The following is a 15,547-nucleotide window of genomic DNA, read 5'->3' as shown; positions in this document are numbered from 1 at the left end:
ACACTGCGGTTTTCCGCAGTGCGGTGGGGTCGGCGCAGCCACTAGCGTCTCGATCATGCGGGGGATGGCACGGCGCGGGATGCGCCTCACGGTCGGATTGTTGGTCGGCGCGGGCACGGTGGCGGTCGAGCTTCCGTTCATCGCGCTCTCGGGGCTCGCGCTGCTCTGCGTCTTCGTCTGGCCGCGCGGGAGACGCAAGGTGCTGGAGCCGGTGACGGCCATAGCCCGGTGGCTCACCGAGTCGGCGCGCCGCCGGCTGCGGTTCGGCGGAGCCGACTTCTCCTACGGGTACGACGACGAGCGGGCGCTCAAGTACCTGGCGGTGCGCTGGCTCTTGGGGCTCCTGGGCGCGGGGGTGGTGCTCGCTGTTCTCATGGGGGCGACCGTCGTCGTCTGGGCGTCGACAGCTTGGATGTTCTCCCACGTCGAGCATCCGGTCGATGTCGCGGAGACCGGCGTGGGCGCCTTGTTCCTGCTCTTCCTCAGCCTGCAGGCGGTGTTCGGGGTGGCGACCCTGGAGGCCCGGCTGGCCCGCCACTTCCTCGGGCCCACGCACGAGAGAGAACTGCAACGCCGGGTCGCCGAACTGGCCTCCAGCCGGGCCGGGGTCGTCGCCGCGGTCAACGACGAACGCCGCCGTATCGAGCGCGACCTGCACGACGGTGTCCAGCAGAGGCTGGTGGCTCTCGGGATGCTGCTCGGGCGCGCGTTGCGCAGCAAGGACGAAGCGCACGCGGCCGGGCTGCTGCGCCAGGCTCATGCGGAAAGCCGCCAAGCGCTGACCCAGCTGCGTGAGGTCGCCTGGCGTATCTACCCGACGGTGCTGGACGAGGCCGGACTGCAGGCCGCGCTGGAAACCGTCGCGGAGCGTTCCGCGGTCCCGGTCCGGCTGACCTACCGCCTCACACAGGAGCCCGAGACCGCCGTGGCGACCGTCGCCTACTTCGTCGTCTCCGAGGCGGTGACCAACGCCGTCAAGCACTCGTGCGCGGAAGGAATAGCCGTCACCGTCGACCGAGAGGAGAACATCCTGTCCGTCCGGATCCAGGACGACGGCTGGGGTGGTGCCAACGCCTCCGGGAGCGGTCTGTACGGTCTGGCCCGCCGGGTCGCCGCCCTCGACGGCCGGTTACGGGTGGACAGCCCGGTCGGCGGACCCACCACTATCACCGCGGAGTTGCCGTGCGCGTAGTACTTGCAGACGATTCGACCCTGCTGCGGGAGGGCCTCGTGCGACTGCTGACGGAGGAGGAGCACGAGGTGACGGCCGCGGTCGGAGACGCCGCTGAACTGATGACCGTACTGGAGCGCGCGCCGGCGGCGCAGCGGCCCGACGTGGTGGTCGTGGACGTACGGATGCCGCCCACGCACACGGACGAAGGGCTGCGGGCGGCGGTGCAGATCCGTGAGCGCTGGCCGGATGTCGGTGTGCTCGTCCTGTCGCAGTATGTCGAGCGGAGGTACGCCACCGAGCTGCTGACCGAGGACAGCGAGGGAGTCGGCTACCTGCTCAAGGACAGAGTCGTACAGGTGGACGAGTTCCTGGACGCGCTGGAACGGGTCGGCTCCGGAAAGGCGGCCTTCGACTCGGAAGTCGTACGCGTCCTGTTCTCCCGCAGCAGCCGCACCGACCCGCTGAACTCGCTCACCGCCCGCGAGCGTCAGGTACTCGCCCAGATGGCCGAGGGGCACACCAATGCCGCCATCGCCGGGAGGCTGCACATCTCGCAGAGCGCGGTGGAGAAGCACACCAACGCAATCTTCGACAAGCTCGGTCTGACCGGCACTTCGGGCTACTCTCGCCGCGTCCTGGCCGTACTGCGCTACCTGGGGACCTGAGGAGCACCGGTGACCAAGAACAAGACCACCACGATCACGGAGGAGCTGTACGACTACGTCCTCGCGCACAATCCGCCGTTGGACGCCGTGCAGCGAGAGCTGGTGGAGACCACACATCAGCGCCTCCCCGACCAGGCACAGATGCAGTCGGCTCAGGAACAGGCCCCGCTACTGGCCTTCCTGGCTCGCCTGTGCGGGGCGCGCCGGATCGTGGAGGTCGGTACCTTCACCGGCTTCTCGGCCCTGGCGCTCGCACAGGCCTTGCCCGAGGACGGCGAGCTGATTGCCTGCGACATCTCCGAGGAATGGACGGCGTACGGCCGTAAGGCGTGGGAGAAGGCCGGCGTGGCCGACCGGATCGACCTGCGCATCGCCCCCGCACTGGACACACTGCGGGCGATGCCCGCCGAGCCGCACATCGACTTCGCGTACCTCGACGCGGACAAGGACAACTACATCCCGTACTGGGACGAGCTGATCCCGCGCCTGCGGCCCGGGGGCTTGATCGTCGCGGACAACGTCCTCTTCGGCGGGGCTGTCGTCGACCCACAGGCGGAAGGGGCCGCCGCGGCGATCAGAAAGTTTAACGAGCACGTCAAGGCGGACGAGCGGGTGGAGGCGGTGATGCTCACCGTGGCAGACGGACTGACGGTGGCGCGAAGGTTGTGAGCGGTGCGGCGGCTGGTGCGGGCGGAAGCCCCGGCCCCCGGATCGATCGTCGGGACTACGGCCACCACCGCACTGCCGGCGCTAACGGCGCTACTGCCGCCACCGGTGCTGCTGGCGTCGACGGTACTAACCGCAGCAGCCGCCTCCGCAGCAGCCGCCGCCTGCGCCGCCGCCGGGCGCTTGGGCGGGGGCCGCGGCGGTGCCGCCGACGGCGACCGTGGACAGCAGCTTGACCGTGTCCTCGTGACCGTCCGGGCAGGTGGCCGGGGCGGAGGACTCAGCCATCGGGCGGTTCAGCTCGAAGGTCGAGCCGCAGGAACGGCAGCGGTATTCGTAACGAGGCATGGCGACAGATTAGCCCGCGAGCGGGAGTTAGGGGGTGGGACGTGAGACGGAAGACAACCGGGTCAGCGTAGGACTGTGCCGGAAGGAGCGCTGAGCAGGACGAGTTCGGTACGGGTGGGCGTGCGCCTCCCCGGCCGCTGGTCGAGGAGGCGACTGGGAAAGCCGACCCCCGGCGCCCTTGGTCAAGGGCGCACCGACCCCGACAGCCACCGCTCGGGTGGACCGCTCGCTTACTGGAGCGTCATGGCGGGTGCGAGGCGATGTGGTGCGGTGCGAGGCGGTGCAGTGCGAGGCGGTGCAGTGCGAGGCGATGCGAGGCGATGCGAGGCAGCGCGGTGCGTGGCGTGCCTGCTGCTCCGGGGCCCTGGGGTGACGCGGACGGTCGGCGTTCACCATTCGGCGAAGGAACCGTCCGCGTGACGCCAGATCGGGTTGCGCCAGGTGTGCCCCCGTCGGTCGGCGGCTCGTACGGCCGGTTCGTCGACCGTCACACCCAGCCCCGGGCGGTCGGTGCGCAGGAGAGAGCCGTCGTGGAAGCGGAAGGGTTCCGGGTCGGCCACGTAGTCGAGCAGTTCGGCGCCCTGGTGGTAGTGGATGCCGATGGACTGTTCCTGGATGAGGAAGTTGGGGGTGGTGAAGGCGACTTGAAGGCTGGCGGCGAGGGCGACCGGGCCGAGTGGACAGTGCGGGGCGAGCTGGGCTCCGTACGTCTCTGCGAGAGCGGCGATCCGGCGCAGTTCGGAGATGCCGCCCGCATGTGAGATGTCCGGTTGGAGGATGGCTACGCCGGCTTGGAGAGGGGCCAGGAATTCCTGGCGGGTGAACAGCCGCTCGCCCAGTGCGAGGGGGATGTTGGAGGCGTTGACCAGGTCGGGGAGGGCGTGCAGGTGGTCGCAGAGGACGGGTTCCTCCACGAACATCGGAGCGTGCTCGGCCAGTAGGGGAAGGAGGCGTCGGGCGTTGGCGGGGGAGACGCGGCCGTGGAAGTCCAGGCCGAAGTCCCGTTCGTCCCCCAGCACCTCACGGGCGGTCTCGGCGCGGCGCAGGCAGTCACGTACCTCGGCGCGGGTGGCGACCGGTGTCATCGGTCCGCAGCCGTTCATCTTGACTGCGGTGAAGCCTGCCTCGACCTGGGCGGTCAGCGCGTCGCGGATCTCGTCCGGTGCGTCGCCTCCGACCCAGGCGTATGCGCGGACACGTTCCCGTACGGGGCCGCCGAGGAGCTGGTGGACCGGTACGCCGTACTGCTTCCCCTTGATGTCCCACAGAGCCTGGTCCAGCCCGGCGACGGCGGAGGAGAGCACCGGGCCGCCGCGGTAGAAGCCACCCTTCGTCATGACCTGCCAGTGGTCCTCGATGCGTGACGGATCCTGGCCGAGGAGGTACTCGGACAGGACCTGGACGGCGGCGCGCACCGGCTCGGCCCGGCCCTCCACCACCGGCTCACCCCAGCCGACGAGCCCCTCGTCGGTCTCCACGCGCACGAACATCCAGCGTGGAGGGGCCAGAAACGTTTCGACACGGTTGATCTTCACAGGCCGCCACCCTTCCTCTGACTGTGACTGCTCAGAGGCTGGCACTGGGTTGGCATGGGCCGGCATGTGGGGACAGGGGGCGGCAGGCGGCGGCGGAAATTGCCGTATGCCGGGCGTACCGTCATCACACGGCGTGCCTGCGGTGTTTCGGGTGGCGGTGATGGGCGCCCGTGGCGGTCGTGTACCGAGGTGTCGCGTGGGCGCCGGTGTGGGGCGGGAGGGGGCGGCGGGGCTGACGTTGCGCTACTTCCGGGTGGCGGGCGCGCCAGTACGGGTTGTCGTGCGACAGGCCGCCGGAGACCCGCCCGTACATGCCGAAGACCAGCAGCATCAGTCCGAGGACGAAGCTGAACAGGACGTTCTGGAGGCGGAAGGCCAGGTAGTTGAAGCCGGTTTCCAGGATGGCGAGGTTGACGAAGCCGCTCAGCAGGAACGCCATGCCGAGCACGATGTTGAGAGTGGAGGCAAAGTTTCCGCCGACCACCATGCCGCCGAAGAGCACCAGGCCCACGATGATCGACAGCACGCTCAGTGCCCCGTTGGTGTTCAGCCCGGCGACGGTGTCACCGCCGGTGTCGAAGAATCCGATCTTGTCGATCAGCCCGAGGGTGCCGAATGCGACCAGGACCAGGCCCATCAGTCCTGCACCGAAACGGTAGACCGTACTGAGCCGGTGATCGACAGGTAGGTGATCGTCGAGCCGCGTGTGCCGCACCTTGCCGCGGAGCGTCCGGGAGGGCCCGTGCAGAGCCTGGCCAGCGTCCATGTCCGGCCTCCTTAGCGCGATGAACCGCCTGGGCCGTGCTTGACTCCAGCATCCGCCTGTACTCGACGGGACGCCATAGTGGCAGGTCAGAGGCGCAGGAAGGGAGGGGAGGAGAGGGGAGGAGAGGGGAGGAGAGAAGGTGGGGCAGGGCCGGAGGGCGGAGGGAGAGCCTGAGCGTGGGAGGCGGGAGGGGCGGCGTGGGCGCCGGAAGCGGGAGGGAAGAGCCTGAACGCTGGAGGCGGGAGGGAAGAGCCTGAACGCTGGAGGCGGGAGGGGACAGCGGGAGGGGACAGTCTGAGCGTCGGGCGGAACGGCGGAGGCTGGGGCCGGGGAAGGGCCGGACGGTTCCCGTCGGCCGGCCCGAGGCAACTCAGCCCGCCGTGCCAACTCAGCCCGCCGCGCCAGCTCAGCCCGCCGCGCCACCGCCCCGTTCATCGCGGATCTCCTGAACGACCCGGGCCGCGGTCTGCCGTACCGCCTCCGTCTCGGTCAGGAAGTGCCACCAGTCCGGATGCCGCCCCTCCAGACCGGCGATCGCACGCTCCAGCCGCGCCACCGCATCGTCCAGCGGTCGCGCGTGCCGCGGGTCGGGCGTGCTGCGCCCCGCCATGGCCAGCCGCTGGGCGTCCCGTACGGCGAAGCGCGTACGCTCGACCTCCTTCTCGCGGTCGAAGGACACCTCGTCCAGCCGCCGCAGCCGGTCGCCGGCTGCCGAGACCGCCTCGTCGGTCGTGTTCAGCAGGGCCCGTACGGTCGCCAGCAGGCTCGTGGCGTCGGCCCACCGCTGCTCGTCCCGGGCCCGCTGGGCCTCCCGCACCTTGATCTCGGCCTGCGCGACGGCGTCCGCGGCCTGGTCCGGTACGTGCTGGAGGTCCTGCCAGCAGGCCGCACTGTAACGCCGGCGCAGTTCGCTCAGTACGGGGTCGACGTTGCCGGCGCGGGTCGTGATGGCCTGGGCCCGGGTGCGCAGGGACACCAGCCGTTTGTCGATCTCCGCGGCCTTCTCGGGCAGCCGTTCCGCCTCGGTCCGTACGGATTCGGCCTGGCGCAACACGTCGTCGGCGCGCCGGATCGTCTCCTGCACGCCGTGCTGCCCGGCGCCCTGGTTCAGCTTGGTCAGCTCGGGCGACAGGGCGGCCAGCCGGGCCGCCAGGTCATCGGCCTTGTAGCCCTGCGCGCGGACGGCGTCCAGGGCGTTGCTCGCGGCGAGCAGGGCCTGCCGGGCCCGTTCCACCGCCGGCGCGAGCCGTGCCAGCTGGGTCTCCGCCGTCTGCAGAAGCGGGCCGAGCCCCTGCGCGAAACGGTCGAGGTCGGCCTTGACCCGCTCCAGCTCCTCCTTGGCCCGGGTCAGGTCGGCGCGGGCCCGGGAGGCGGCGCCGGCATCGAGGTCGTCCCGGTCGAGGTCATGAGCGTCGACGGCGGTGATGTAGCCCTGGCTGACCTCGTCGATCCGCCGCCCGAAGTTCTCGTAGTCCTCCGCGGCCCGTCTGGCCGCCGGCGAACTGTCGACCGCCGTGATCGTCTCTATGGAGATCCGAAGATCGCGCTGCGCCGTGTCCAGCTCGTAGAAAGCTGCCGCCGCGGCATCCTTCGCGGCCTGCGCGTCCGCACGCTGGCTCTCCCCACGCCCGAACCAGCGCCGCGTACCCCCGCCCGCGAAGGCAGCCGGAACCGTGGCCGCCAGCAACGGCAACGGCAACAGGAGCAGGGTCATCGCGTCCCGGAACGCTCCCCTCCGAGGGCGACGGCGTACTGCACGGCGTGCTCGCTGCTCGTGCGGCTGCGTGTATGTCGCCGTCACATCCCTCTCCCGATCGCATCGCCCCAGGCCCGGCTGCCATTCTCCCACCCAGTAGGAACGAACACAGCGGCCGGTTGGTTCGCGATCCCGGGGCCCGGTTCACCGCTCCCGCCCGGGGCCGGCGCCCATGGTTTGCAGTACAGCCCCAAAAGCAAGGTAGTCTGTCGGCTCAGCCAGGGCGCATAGCTCAGCGGTAGAGCGCTGCTCTTACAAAGCAGATGTCACAGGTTCAAATCCTGTTGTGCCCACCATCCGTACCAGCAGGTACGGGCGTAAAGGCCCAGGTCACGGGGGTTCCCGACCTGGGCCTTCGTCATGATCTCCCGTTCTGCGCCCGCTCTGCGCCCGCTCTCAATACGGCCTGCGTACGGGGGCGTGTCTCCCAGACGTCTCCCAAATGATCAAGGCGTTACTGCAGGTCGGGACCGAAAGTACGAGGGCCCCTCCTGGAGGAGGGGCCCACTGCGAGCCGGGCGGCAGTGAAGGTGCCGCCCTCGACGACGCCCGGCTGAGCACACCCACAACTCTCGATCACCAGGCCGCCACGGGCCAGTGTTTACGTGTTGAGCAACGTAAGAAACACTGGCGCCCGTTTTCACCGTGCGTAAGGCTTGCGGGGTCTAGGGATCAAACGATCTTGAGGAGCCTCCATGGCACAGCCCACCCCCGCGCGCCTGCCCGTCATCATCGACACGGACCCCGGCGTAGACGACTGCTGGGCCCTCCTCTACCTCGCCGCCCAGCCGAGCGTCGACATCGTCGCCGTCGGCGCCATTCACGGGAACGTGCCCACGGACATTGCCGCCGCGAACGCGTTGCGGATCCTCGACGTAGCCAGCCTCACTGACGTACCCGTGGCCGTTGGCGCACCGGGGCCGCTCCAGCAGGCTTTGCAGACCGGACAGTTCGTGCACGGGCAGGACGGGCTCGGCGGCCACGCCGGACCACCGTCCACCCGCCGGCCGGTCGGCGAGTCGGCCGCCGAGCAGCTAGTGCGTCTGGCCCGGCAGCGGCCGGGCGAGCTGACGCTGCTCGCGCTCGCCCCGCTCACCAACGTCGCGATCGCGCTCCGGCTGGAACCCCGCCTGCCGCAGTTGCTTCGGCACGTCGTGGTCATGGGCGGAGCCATCGGCAGCCCCGGGAATCTGACCGCGTGGGCAGACGCGAACATCGGTCACGACCCCGAGGCCGGCGAGACTGTCCTGCGCGCGGGCTTCAATCTGACGCTGGTGCCGATGGGTACGACCGCCAGCGCATGGGTGGACGGGGCCTGGCTGGACGAGGTCGCCGCGTCCGGCACGCCCGCGGCCCGGTACGCCACGCAGGTCCTCGACGACTACCTGGCCATGCACGCGAGGGTCAACGACGGCCGTCGTGGCTGCGTGATGCACGACCCTCTCACCGCCGCCATCATGCTCGACCCCGCGCTTGCCACGTACGAGGAGCGCCAGGTCGTCGTCGAGTTGGTGGGCCACGCCCGCGGCGCGACTCTCGTCGATGCCCGGGTCGGCTTCCCGCCGGAGATGTCCAGCATCACCGACGGGCGCCGGCCCATACGGATCGCGATGACCGCAGACGCGGTCACCGCGATGGAGCGAGTCCGCCAGGCCCTCACGGCTCCGGCGGCCTCGTAGCCCCGAGCCGCTCCCGAAGCGCGGCCGCCCGGGGATCCTCCAGCATCGTGAAGATCCGGATAGCGCGGTGCCACGCTTCCTGGGCTTCGTCCTGCCGCCCCAACTCGGCCAGAAGGTCGCCACGCTGCTCGTGCGCGTCGGCGATTCCCCACTCGTCCGCCGCGGCCTGGCGGCTGGCGATGCTGTGCCCCAGGCACGTGAGGGCGTCGTCCAACTCGCCACGGGTCCGGTGGGCGCCGGCGCGCCGGGCCCACAGCATGCCTTCGCCGTAGTGGTCCCCCAGCTCTCGGGCGAGGGTGAGGGAGGCGTCGAAGGCCTCTTGCGCGCGGTCGCGGTCGCCGAGGTGGGCGTGTGTCTCGGCGAGGCAGGCCAGAAGCACACTCTGGCCATGGCGGTCGCCCGACGCCTCGAAATGCCCGAGGGCCGCCTTGAAGTGTCTGAGAGCCTGCGCCGGTTCGGTCTCGTCGGTGGCGATGAAGCCCAAGCACGCTTGGCACCAGCCCTGCCCGTGGCGGTCGCCGAGTTGCTCTCGAATACGGAGGGCGTCCTGGGCGTAGTGTCGGGCGCGGTCGGTGTCGCCGGCCTGCCTGTGGCCGTCGGCCAGGTTCAGGGCGGTCCACGCCTCCGCCGCACGGTCGCCAGCGGCGACCGCGGCCTGTAGGCCCATCTCATGGCTGTCGATCCACAGGGTCCAGGGCTTCCTGATCAGCAACCAGTTCCACAGCCTCGTCGGGATCTGCCAGGCAGCGGGCATGCTGTGACGCGAGGCCAGCCGGATGACGGGCAGGAGATTGTCGACCTCGTCATCGCACCACTGCGACGCATCCTCGGGGGCGACGAATCCCAGAGGCTGCGTCCCGGTGGGCGGATCGGTGAGCAGGTCGATCGGGCGCTGCGGGGCGATGACGTAGGCGGCCCGGTCCACGGTGTGCGCGTACCAGCCCACGAGCCGCTTCACTGCCGCCGTACGGCTCTCCTCGCTCAGATCGGCGGCCAGCTCCGCGGCGTACTCGCGCAGAAGGTCGTGCGCGCGAAAGCGGTCCGCCCCGACCTCCTCCAGCAGGTGCACCGCCACCAGCGCGTCGAGCTGCCGCCGTGCACGAGCAGCGGCACGACCGAGCAGGGCCGCCGCCGCATCGGTGCTGATCGTGGACCCGGGATAGAGACCAAGCAGACGGAAAGCGCGTGCGACATCAGGCGCCAGGTCCCGGTAGGAAGCGGCCAGTATGGGCCGGACCGCCAGGTGCGGGTCGTCCGCGTCCGCCAGCGCGTCCAGCCTGTCAGCATCCAGCTCAGCGACGGTGCTGGCCACGGTGCGATGCGGGTGAGCAGCCAGGCGCTCCGCGGCAATCCGTAGAGCGATCGGCAGGTGGACACAGCGCTCGGCCAGAGCGCGGCTGGCGTCCGGGTCCGCGTCGGCTCGGGGGCCGAGCACCGCCCTCAGTAGATCACCGGACTCGTCCGGTGTCATCGGGCCGAGGCAGACGCGATGAGCCCCAGTCCGCAACGTCAAGCGGGTGAGGCGGCGCCGACTCGTGACGATGACGACGCTCGCAGGTGCCCCGACCAGCAGCGGCTCGACCTGGTCAGCGTCAGCCGCGTTGTCCAGAACGAAGAGGGAGGGCCGCCCCTCTGCCAGCGTACGCACGATGGCGGCGCGCTCTTCGAGGCCGGGCGGAATACGATCTGCTGCGACGCCGACCGAGAGCAGGAATCGCTCCAGGACCTGAGCCGGAGCGACCGGCCTGCCGTCCAGCGCGTGGCCCTGCAGGTCGGCGAAGAACACGCCACCGGCGAACTTGTGGGCAACCTTGTGTGCCCACTGCACGGCGAGCGTGCTCTTGCCGACACCGGCTGGCCCGTCGATGGCGACGATGCACGAGCCGGCGGCGGTGGCCGGGTCCTCCAGGGAGCTGTCCAGGTCGCGCAGGTCGCGGACGCGGCCGACGAAGTGTCCAGCGACGGGAGGGAGCTGGGAGGGGCGGAGCAGCCCATGCACGTCCGGCTGTGCGGCCTGGGCGAGCGCGGTGAGTTCCGTACCCGTACCGAGGAGACCGTCACACCGTTCGGCGAATTCCAGCCCGGGGGCGACCTTGCCGTTCTCGACGCGGCTGATCCAGCCAGGCGTGTAGGACAGCGCGCGCGCCAGGCCACGGCACGAGTACCCGGCCGCTGACCTGCGGGTTTTTAGGACTTCCCCGAATCTTCTCGCCCCGGCTGGGTTGCTCATGGCACCTGCCCTCATGTCGGTGTGGCCGATTGTCATATGCCGAACGTCTGTGCGGTATCCCCAGAGCTGAGGCCGGGAGCACCTTCGGGAGGTCGTCGGCTTTACGCGGCCAAGCCGACGAACCGCTCAAAGGGTGCGGGCCGGCCGTCAGGAAGTGACGGCCGGCCCGCCCGTCCCACGCCCACCCACGGGGGTGATCGCTGTGGCGAGGGACGTAAGGAGCGGCTGCCCGGCGCCGTAGCTACGCCGAGCAGCCGCCGCGGGGCCCTGGACTGCTCCGTGATTGCCAGCCGGAACCCGCGTCCGTGCCAGCCTGAGAGGCTGGCACGGAAGTTCTGCGTACGGTCTCAGTAGCGGTGCGGACGACATTCAGCACCGCCGCCAGGCGCTGCGGCTGCGCCAAGTAGGCGCCGCGCCACGGCTGAGGCTTCGCCCACCGCACCCCCTCCATACGGCGGGCGTGGGGCACGATCAAGGACCCAGACGTACGCACCACGACCGCCGGCTGGAGGCGCTGCCACAACCAGGCGGCAGGGTCGGCGCTGCCACGGGGAACGAGCCACCAGGCCCGGTGATGCCGCGGATCGACGATCGCGGGCGCCTCCACGTGCCGCAGCCGAAGGACCCAGGCGGCCGTCTCGGCCGGGACCTCGACCACGTCCCAGGCGTCCCCGATCGGCATCACAGTTGTGCCGTCGCCGGGCGAAGCCATCCACGGCTCGCTCATGTGGGGCACCTCCGGCTCTTCGACAGAAACTGCTGCCACTCTGTGTCCGTGAGCGACCACGGCGGCTGCCTCGCGCAGGGCTGGCATAGGAGCAGCGTCCAGCCGGGACCGGTCAGGTCGGCCTCGTGCACCTCGGCCAGCTTGTCGGTCCTGTCGGTTGCGGAGCAGTGGTTGCTGCATGTGTCAGCCACCGTCGCCTCCCGAGGCGACGCCGTAGACGAGTGCCATGATCAGCGCCGCGACGACGAGGACGTACACGGCCTGACGCCACCCGTCAGGCATCGGGACGGCCGACGAGCGCGGCGTGGGCCCGCTCGTCGGACTCGTCGAACGTGGTCGCGCAGTACCCACCGGCCTGCGCGACGCGCTGCTGCAGCGTGCTGCGCAGCTCGCTATCGCGGGCGAGGCGATCCCACGTGTGCACCAGGCAGATCACCTGCCGGCGGGGGGCCTGCGTCCGCATGATCTCCAGGAGGGCGGCGAGCCGAGGACGGTCGGTGCCCAACGCGTCATCGCCGCGGTCGATCCACTGGTCCGCGATCTGCCAGCCCCGGCGGTCGGCGTAGTTCCTGCACCCTGTGAGACGCATGTCGAGATAGGGGCTGCTTCTCGTGGCGTTGCGGTCGTAGATGAAGACGAGAGGCGTGTTCATGAGTGCATCCCTCGGGATCGCAGGTTGATCGAGTCCTCCAGCGCAGCGCGGAGGGCGTCCGCCTCGGTGAGCCAGTCGCCATCGCCGGGGCAGACCTTCCAGTGCACGCCCGGTCCCGCTGTGCGACGAGCAGGCGGTACCGCGAGGACAGCTCCAACGGAGAGGAGGCGGGTGTCAGGAACGTCCCACTGGTTGGCGGAGCCTGGCGCGATGAACCAGTACAAGGCGCACTGGGGGTCGTCGATGACGGCGCCGCACCGAGTGCCGAGGATCCCGATGGCGGGACCGCCAATGGAGTGCGGCACTCGAACCGCATCCCAACTGGCGCCGACCTCTGACAAGCTCTGGTCAGGCCCCAGACAGCTCGGCGGCGACATCGCGGCTCCTCGACCTCAGCGCTCGGAAGTGGAATGTGGCCAAGAATGGCCGCCTCGGCTTCCCTTGACGAGGACTTGAAGGGGACTTCTTGCGGCACCAAAGAGGACTTCTCTACAGCCTCACGGGTGACGGCTGGCCCTCTCGGGGACTTCCAAGGGACACTGGCGCCACCCCTTGAAGAGAGAGGTGCATTGTGCCGGGCAACCTCCGCCTCCGGGCCGCTCGCGTGGCGGCCGGATACCGCTCGCAGCGCGCGCTCGCCGAAGCACTCGGCGTCGACCCTCGGCAGGTGCGCAGGTGGGAGTCCGACACTCCGCCATGGCCGCAAGGCCCCTTGCAGAGCAAGCTGGTACGGCTCCTCGGGCAGGACATGCGGGCCCTCGGCTTCACACCGCCTGAAGGACACGAGGGCCCAGCCCCCGAGCGCCAGAGCCCAGCGAACATCCCCACCGGCGGCCGCCTCTCGGTCGTGCCGTCGCAGCCACCCATCACCATGCAACCGCCCAGCGTCGCGGTGGACTTCGCCACCGTGACGCGGGCCCACCGGCGGATGTACTGGTCGGTCGCTCCGGCGACCCTTCACCCAGCGGCCCTCGCACACGCCACCCTCGGGTGCGCGCTCCTGCCCGAGACTGCCGGGGAGACCCGCCGGGCCGTCGCCGCCGCACTCGCAGAGACGTATCTGCTCGCCGGGCGCGTGGAATTCTTCGACCTGCGCCTGCCCGACAGCGCTGGCCCAACGCTGCTGCAGGCTCTACAGGCTGCTGGCGAGGCTGATGACCACCTGCTTGGTGCGGCTGTGCTCGCTCACACCGCGTTCATCCCCGGCTGGGCCGGCGATCGGGACGCTGCCGTGGAGCGCATGGTCGCGGCACGCACCTACGCCCGACGCGGCTCAGCTCCGCCTCTGCTGATGGCGTGGCTCGACGCCGTAGAAGCTGAGTGCGAGACGCGCTGCGGGAACGTACGCACAGCCCTGCACCTCCTCCGGCACGCAGAGGACACCCTCGCCGCAGACGCGGAGGCCGACGCGGTGATGCCCGAATGGATGGACTGGTTCAGCCCCACGAGGCTGGCTGCGTTCAAGGGCAACACCCTGTGGAAGGCCGGGCACCTTCCACAGGCGCGGGCCACTCTCCTTGGCGTCCTGGACGACCTGCCAACGACCGAGATGAAGCAGGGCGCCGTGGTCCTCGGCGACTTGGCCGCCGTAGAGGCCGCAGCCGGCCAGCCCGAAGCGGCCTGCGAGTATGCACGCCGGGCTCTGGAGCAGTTGGAGGTGACCTGGTACGCGATGGGCATGGACCGCATACGGGAGGTCCGCCGTGCCCTGGCCCCGCACCAGCACGAGCAGTGTGTGCGGGACCTGGACGAGCGGCTGTACGGATGGACGACGACGGTCAGTGCCCTGGCGCGTTGAACTTCTTGATCGACTCCGGGAGATCGGCGAGCGACTCGATCCGGAACGTGGGCAGCTCGCGCGCCTCCGCGGTGTTCCACTGGATCGTCGCCCACGGACCGCGGTGGATGAGCGCCGTGTGCATCCCGCACGCGGCGCCCGGCCGCAGGTCGTTGTCGACGCGGTCGCCGACGTACAAGATCTCCCGGTTCTCGTACGGCACCACCTCGGCGACCCGCTCGAAGAACAACGGGTCGGGCTTGCTCGCGCCCCAGTCGTCCGAGGTACCGATCAGGTCGACGTCCTCGGTGAACAGCTCCCGCAGGATGCCGCCTGCCCGTACGGTCTGGTTGCCAGCGATGCCGAGCCACAGCCCGTCCGCTCGCAGCTGCGCGAGGGCCGGGCGTACGTCCGGGTACAGGTCGCTCTCGTCGAAGTGCTCCGGCTGGCCGGCCGCCGCGCGCGCCTCTCGCTGCTCGTACAGGTCGAAGCCCGGCTGGAACTCCTGGAAAGTCTCTCTGTAGTCGCGTCCCTGCGCGATCACCGCTCCGAACATCGCCGCGAACGTGTGACGCGGGACGCCGAGCCAGTCGGCCCATGTCCCGTACTCCCGCGTCTCGTCGACCAGGCACTCACCGACATCGAAGACCACAGCGCGAATCATGCGCGCATCCTACGGCCCCGGAATTACGGGGAGATTGTCAGTGCGCGCTCGTATCATCAGCGTCATGGCCAGCCTCTGCGTTCCCTCCCCAACCGCACCGCGGTCCGTGGCCGAGGTGAACCAGGAGATACGCGACTTCATGACGGCGCGGGCCGGACGCCCGTTGTGGCCGGAGGAGCAGACGGCGTACGAGCGTCTGCTGGAGGCTTGGGCGGCAGCAGCGCGAGGAGATTTGGCCACGAGCGCGTAAAATCGGCCAGTGGCTATCGAACTCACAGACGATTTGATCAAGCTGGAGACGGCCGCCTGGGCCGAGATCCAGGCGGGGACGCTCACCATCGAGACCGCCTCGGCCGTCCAGGCCGCCATCACCGCCCACGCCGAGGCGACCGGGCAGGGCCGTTACGAGGTCGAGCGGGAGCTGAAAAGGGTCGTGCGGCACCCGAGTCCTGAAGGTGAGTGAAAGGGGCGGCTTCGCCGCGCCGGGGGGAACGCGGCGAAGCCGTCCTTACTGTGACGCAGGCCCCTGGAAGCGGAACGAGGCGGCGCTCATTTTAGAATCGAACTCATGACCGAATTGCCGCCGGACCTGACACGCCTCCGCACCTTGGAGACGTGGCTCGGCATCCAGCTGGCGGACGTTCGGGCCCGTATTCAGCAAGTCGAGCAGCAGGAACGCCACCGCCCTGAGCCGATCCGGCCGGCGCAGCCCGACTGGCTGCTGGAGACCGCGCGGCTGAGCGGGCGCCGCGGCGATCCCCTGTACGTGCACGACGGCGCGTGTCGGGCCGGCAAGGGCAAGGCGATCACGCGTGAAGAGGCCATGCAGGCGCTCGTCCAGGGTGTCGAGCCGTGCCCCTACTGCCGGCCGGACACAGAGCTGGGCATCCTCGGCTGAGGTGCCGGCC

The 15,547-nt window shown here is 70.1% G+C and carries 14 protein-coding genes and 1 tRNA gene; 8 read left to right on the top strand and 7 right to left on the bottom strand.

Annotation, left to right across the window (positions count from 1 at the left end):
- Window positions 1-55: 55 nt before the first annotated feature.
- The 3 genes from AB0L45_RS00380 to AB0L45_RS00370 are packed head-to-tail and all read left to right on the top strand — an operon-like array spanning window position 56 to window position 2,508.
- Entirely contained in the window at window positions 56-1,192 is a 1,137-nt protein-coding gene (locus AB0L45_RS00380) for a histidine kinase (RefSeq protein ID WP_365834531.1), read from the top strand.
- Window positions 1,183-1,839, top strand: a complete 657-nt coding sequence (locus AB0L45_RS00375; protein ID WP_365834529.1) for a response regulator transcription factor — start codon at window positions 1,183-1,185, stop codon at window positions 1,837-1,839. The genes AB0L45_RS00380 and AB0L45_RS00375 overlap by 10 nt, the downstream gene beginning before the upstream one ends.
- Window positions 1,840-1,848: 9 nt before the next feature.
- Window positions 1,849-2,508, top strand: a complete 660-nt coding sequence (locus AB0L45_RS00370) for a class I SAM-dependent methyltransferase (protein WP_365834527.1) — start codon at window positions 1,849-1,851, stop codon at window positions 2,506-2,508.
- A gap of 126 nt (window positions 2,509-2,634) precedes the next feature.
- Here AB0L45_RS00370 and AB0L45_RS00365 read toward each other — a convergent pair whose 3' ends face one another.
- The 4 genes from AB0L45_RS00365 to AB0L45_RS00350 form a co-directional block, all read right to left on the bottom strand.
- The gene (locus AB0L45_RS00365; RefSeq protein WP_365834525.1) at window positions 2,635-2,853 is read right to left on the bottom strand and encodes a zinc ribbon domain-containing protein; all 219 of its coding nucleotides are present in this window, start codon (window positions 2,851-2,853) and stop codon (window positions 2,635-2,637) included.
- 389 nt (window positions 2,854-3,242) lie between these two features.
- Window positions 3,243-4,388, bottom strand: a complete 1,146-nt coding sequence (gene dgoD, locus AB0L45_RS00360) for a galactonate dehydratase (protein ID WP_365834523.1) — start codon at window positions 4,386-4,388, stop codon at window positions 3,243-3,245.
- A 124-nt stretch (window positions 4,389-4,512) separates the two neighbouring features.
- Window positions 4,513-5,154 carry a DUF4383 domain-containing protein gene (locus AB0L45_RS00355; RefSeq protein WP_365834521.1) on the bottom strand — a complete coding sequence of 214 codons (642 nt, stop codon included), beginning with the start codon at window positions 5,152-5,154 and terminating at the stop codon, window positions 4,513-4,515.
- 406 nt (window positions 5,155-5,560) lie between these two features.
- On the bottom strand, window positions 5,561-6,868 hold the full coding sequence (locus AB0L45_RS00350; RefSeq protein ID WP_365834519.1) for a hypothetical protein: 1,308 nt from the start codon (window positions 6,866-6,868) through the stop codon (window positions 5,561-5,563).
- 263 nt (window positions 6,869-7,131) lie between these two features.
- On the opposite strand from AB0L45_RS00350, the gene AB0L45_RS00345 reads away from it, so the two are divergent.
- Together AB0L45_RS00345 and AB0L45_RS00340 are read left to right on the top strand one after the other, a co-directional pair.
- Window positions 7,132-7,206: transfer RNA gene (locus tag AB0L45_RS00345), tRNA-Val, on the top strand.
- A 399-nt stretch (window positions 7,207-7,605) separates the two neighbouring features.
- Window positions 7,606-8,589 carry a nucleoside hydrolase gene (locus AB0L45_RS00340; RefSeq protein WP_365834517.1) on the top strand — a complete coding sequence of 328 codons (984 nt, stop codon included), beginning with the start codon at window positions 7,606-7,608 and terminating at the stop codon, window positions 8,587-8,589.
- On the opposite strand, the gene AB0L45_RS00335 is transcribed toward AB0L45_RS00340, so the two are convergent.
- Both AB0L45_RS00335 and AB0L45_RS00330 read right to left on the bottom strand, forming a co-directional pair.
- On the bottom strand, window positions 8,567-10,819 hold the full coding sequence (locus AB0L45_RS00335; RefSeq protein ID WP_365834515.1) for a helix-turn-helix domain-containing protein: 2,253 nt from the start codon (window positions 10,817-10,819) through the stop codon (window positions 8,567-8,569). The genes AB0L45_RS00340 and AB0L45_RS00335 overlap by 23 nt on opposite strands.
- A gap of 1,001 nt (window positions 10,820-11,820) precedes the next feature.
- Window positions 11,821-12,198 (bottom strand): recombinase family protein, encoded by a 378-nt coding sequence (locus AB0L45_RS00330; protein ID WP_365834513.1) that lies wholly within the window; start codon window positions 12,196-12,198, stop codon window positions 11,821-11,823.
- A gap of 571 nt (window positions 12,199-12,769) precedes the next feature.
- Between AB0L45_RS00330 and AB0L45_RS00325 the strand changes: the two genes are divergently transcribed.
- On the top strand, window positions 12,770-13,996 hold the full coding sequence (locus tag AB0L45_RS00325; RefSeq protein WP_365834511.1) for a helix-turn-helix transcriptional regulator: 1,227 nt from the start codon (window positions 12,770-12,772) through the stop codon (window positions 13,994-13,996).
- On the opposite strand, the gene AB0L45_RS00320 is transcribed toward AB0L45_RS00325, so the two are convergent.
- Window positions 13,977-14,639, bottom strand: coding sequence for an HAD family hydrolase (locus AB0L45_RS00320; RefSeq protein ID WP_365834509.1), 663 nt, complete (start codon window positions 14,637-14,639; stop codon window positions 13,977-13,979). The genes AB0L45_RS00325 and AB0L45_RS00320 overlap by 20 nt on opposite strands.
- Before the next feature lie 259 nt (window positions 14,640-14,898).
- Here AB0L45_RS00320 and AB0L45_RS00315 point away from each other — a divergent pair, with 259 nt between their 5' ends.
- Entirely contained in the window at window positions 14,899-15,102 is a 204-nt protein-coding gene (locus tag AB0L45_RS00315) for a hypothetical protein (protein ID WP_365834507.1), read from the top strand.
- A gap of 105 nt (window positions 15,103-15,207) precedes the next feature.
- Window positions 15,208-15,537: a DUF6233 domain-containing protein gene (locus AB0L45_RS00310; RefSeq protein ID WP_365834505.1), complete on the top strand. Its 330-nt coding sequence runs from the start codon at window positions 15,208-15,210 to the stop codon at window positions 15,535-15,537.
- Window positions 15,538-15,547: the final 10 nt, after the last annotated feature.

The organism is Streptomyces sp. NPDC052496 (assembly GCF_040679095.1).
Classification (GTDB): domain Bacteria; phylum Actinomycetota; class Actinomycetes; order Streptomycetales; family Streptomycetaceae; genus Streptomyces.
The sequence above is the reverse complement of the archived record's forward strand: the minus strand, read 5'-3'. Positions and strand labels throughout refer to the sequence as shown.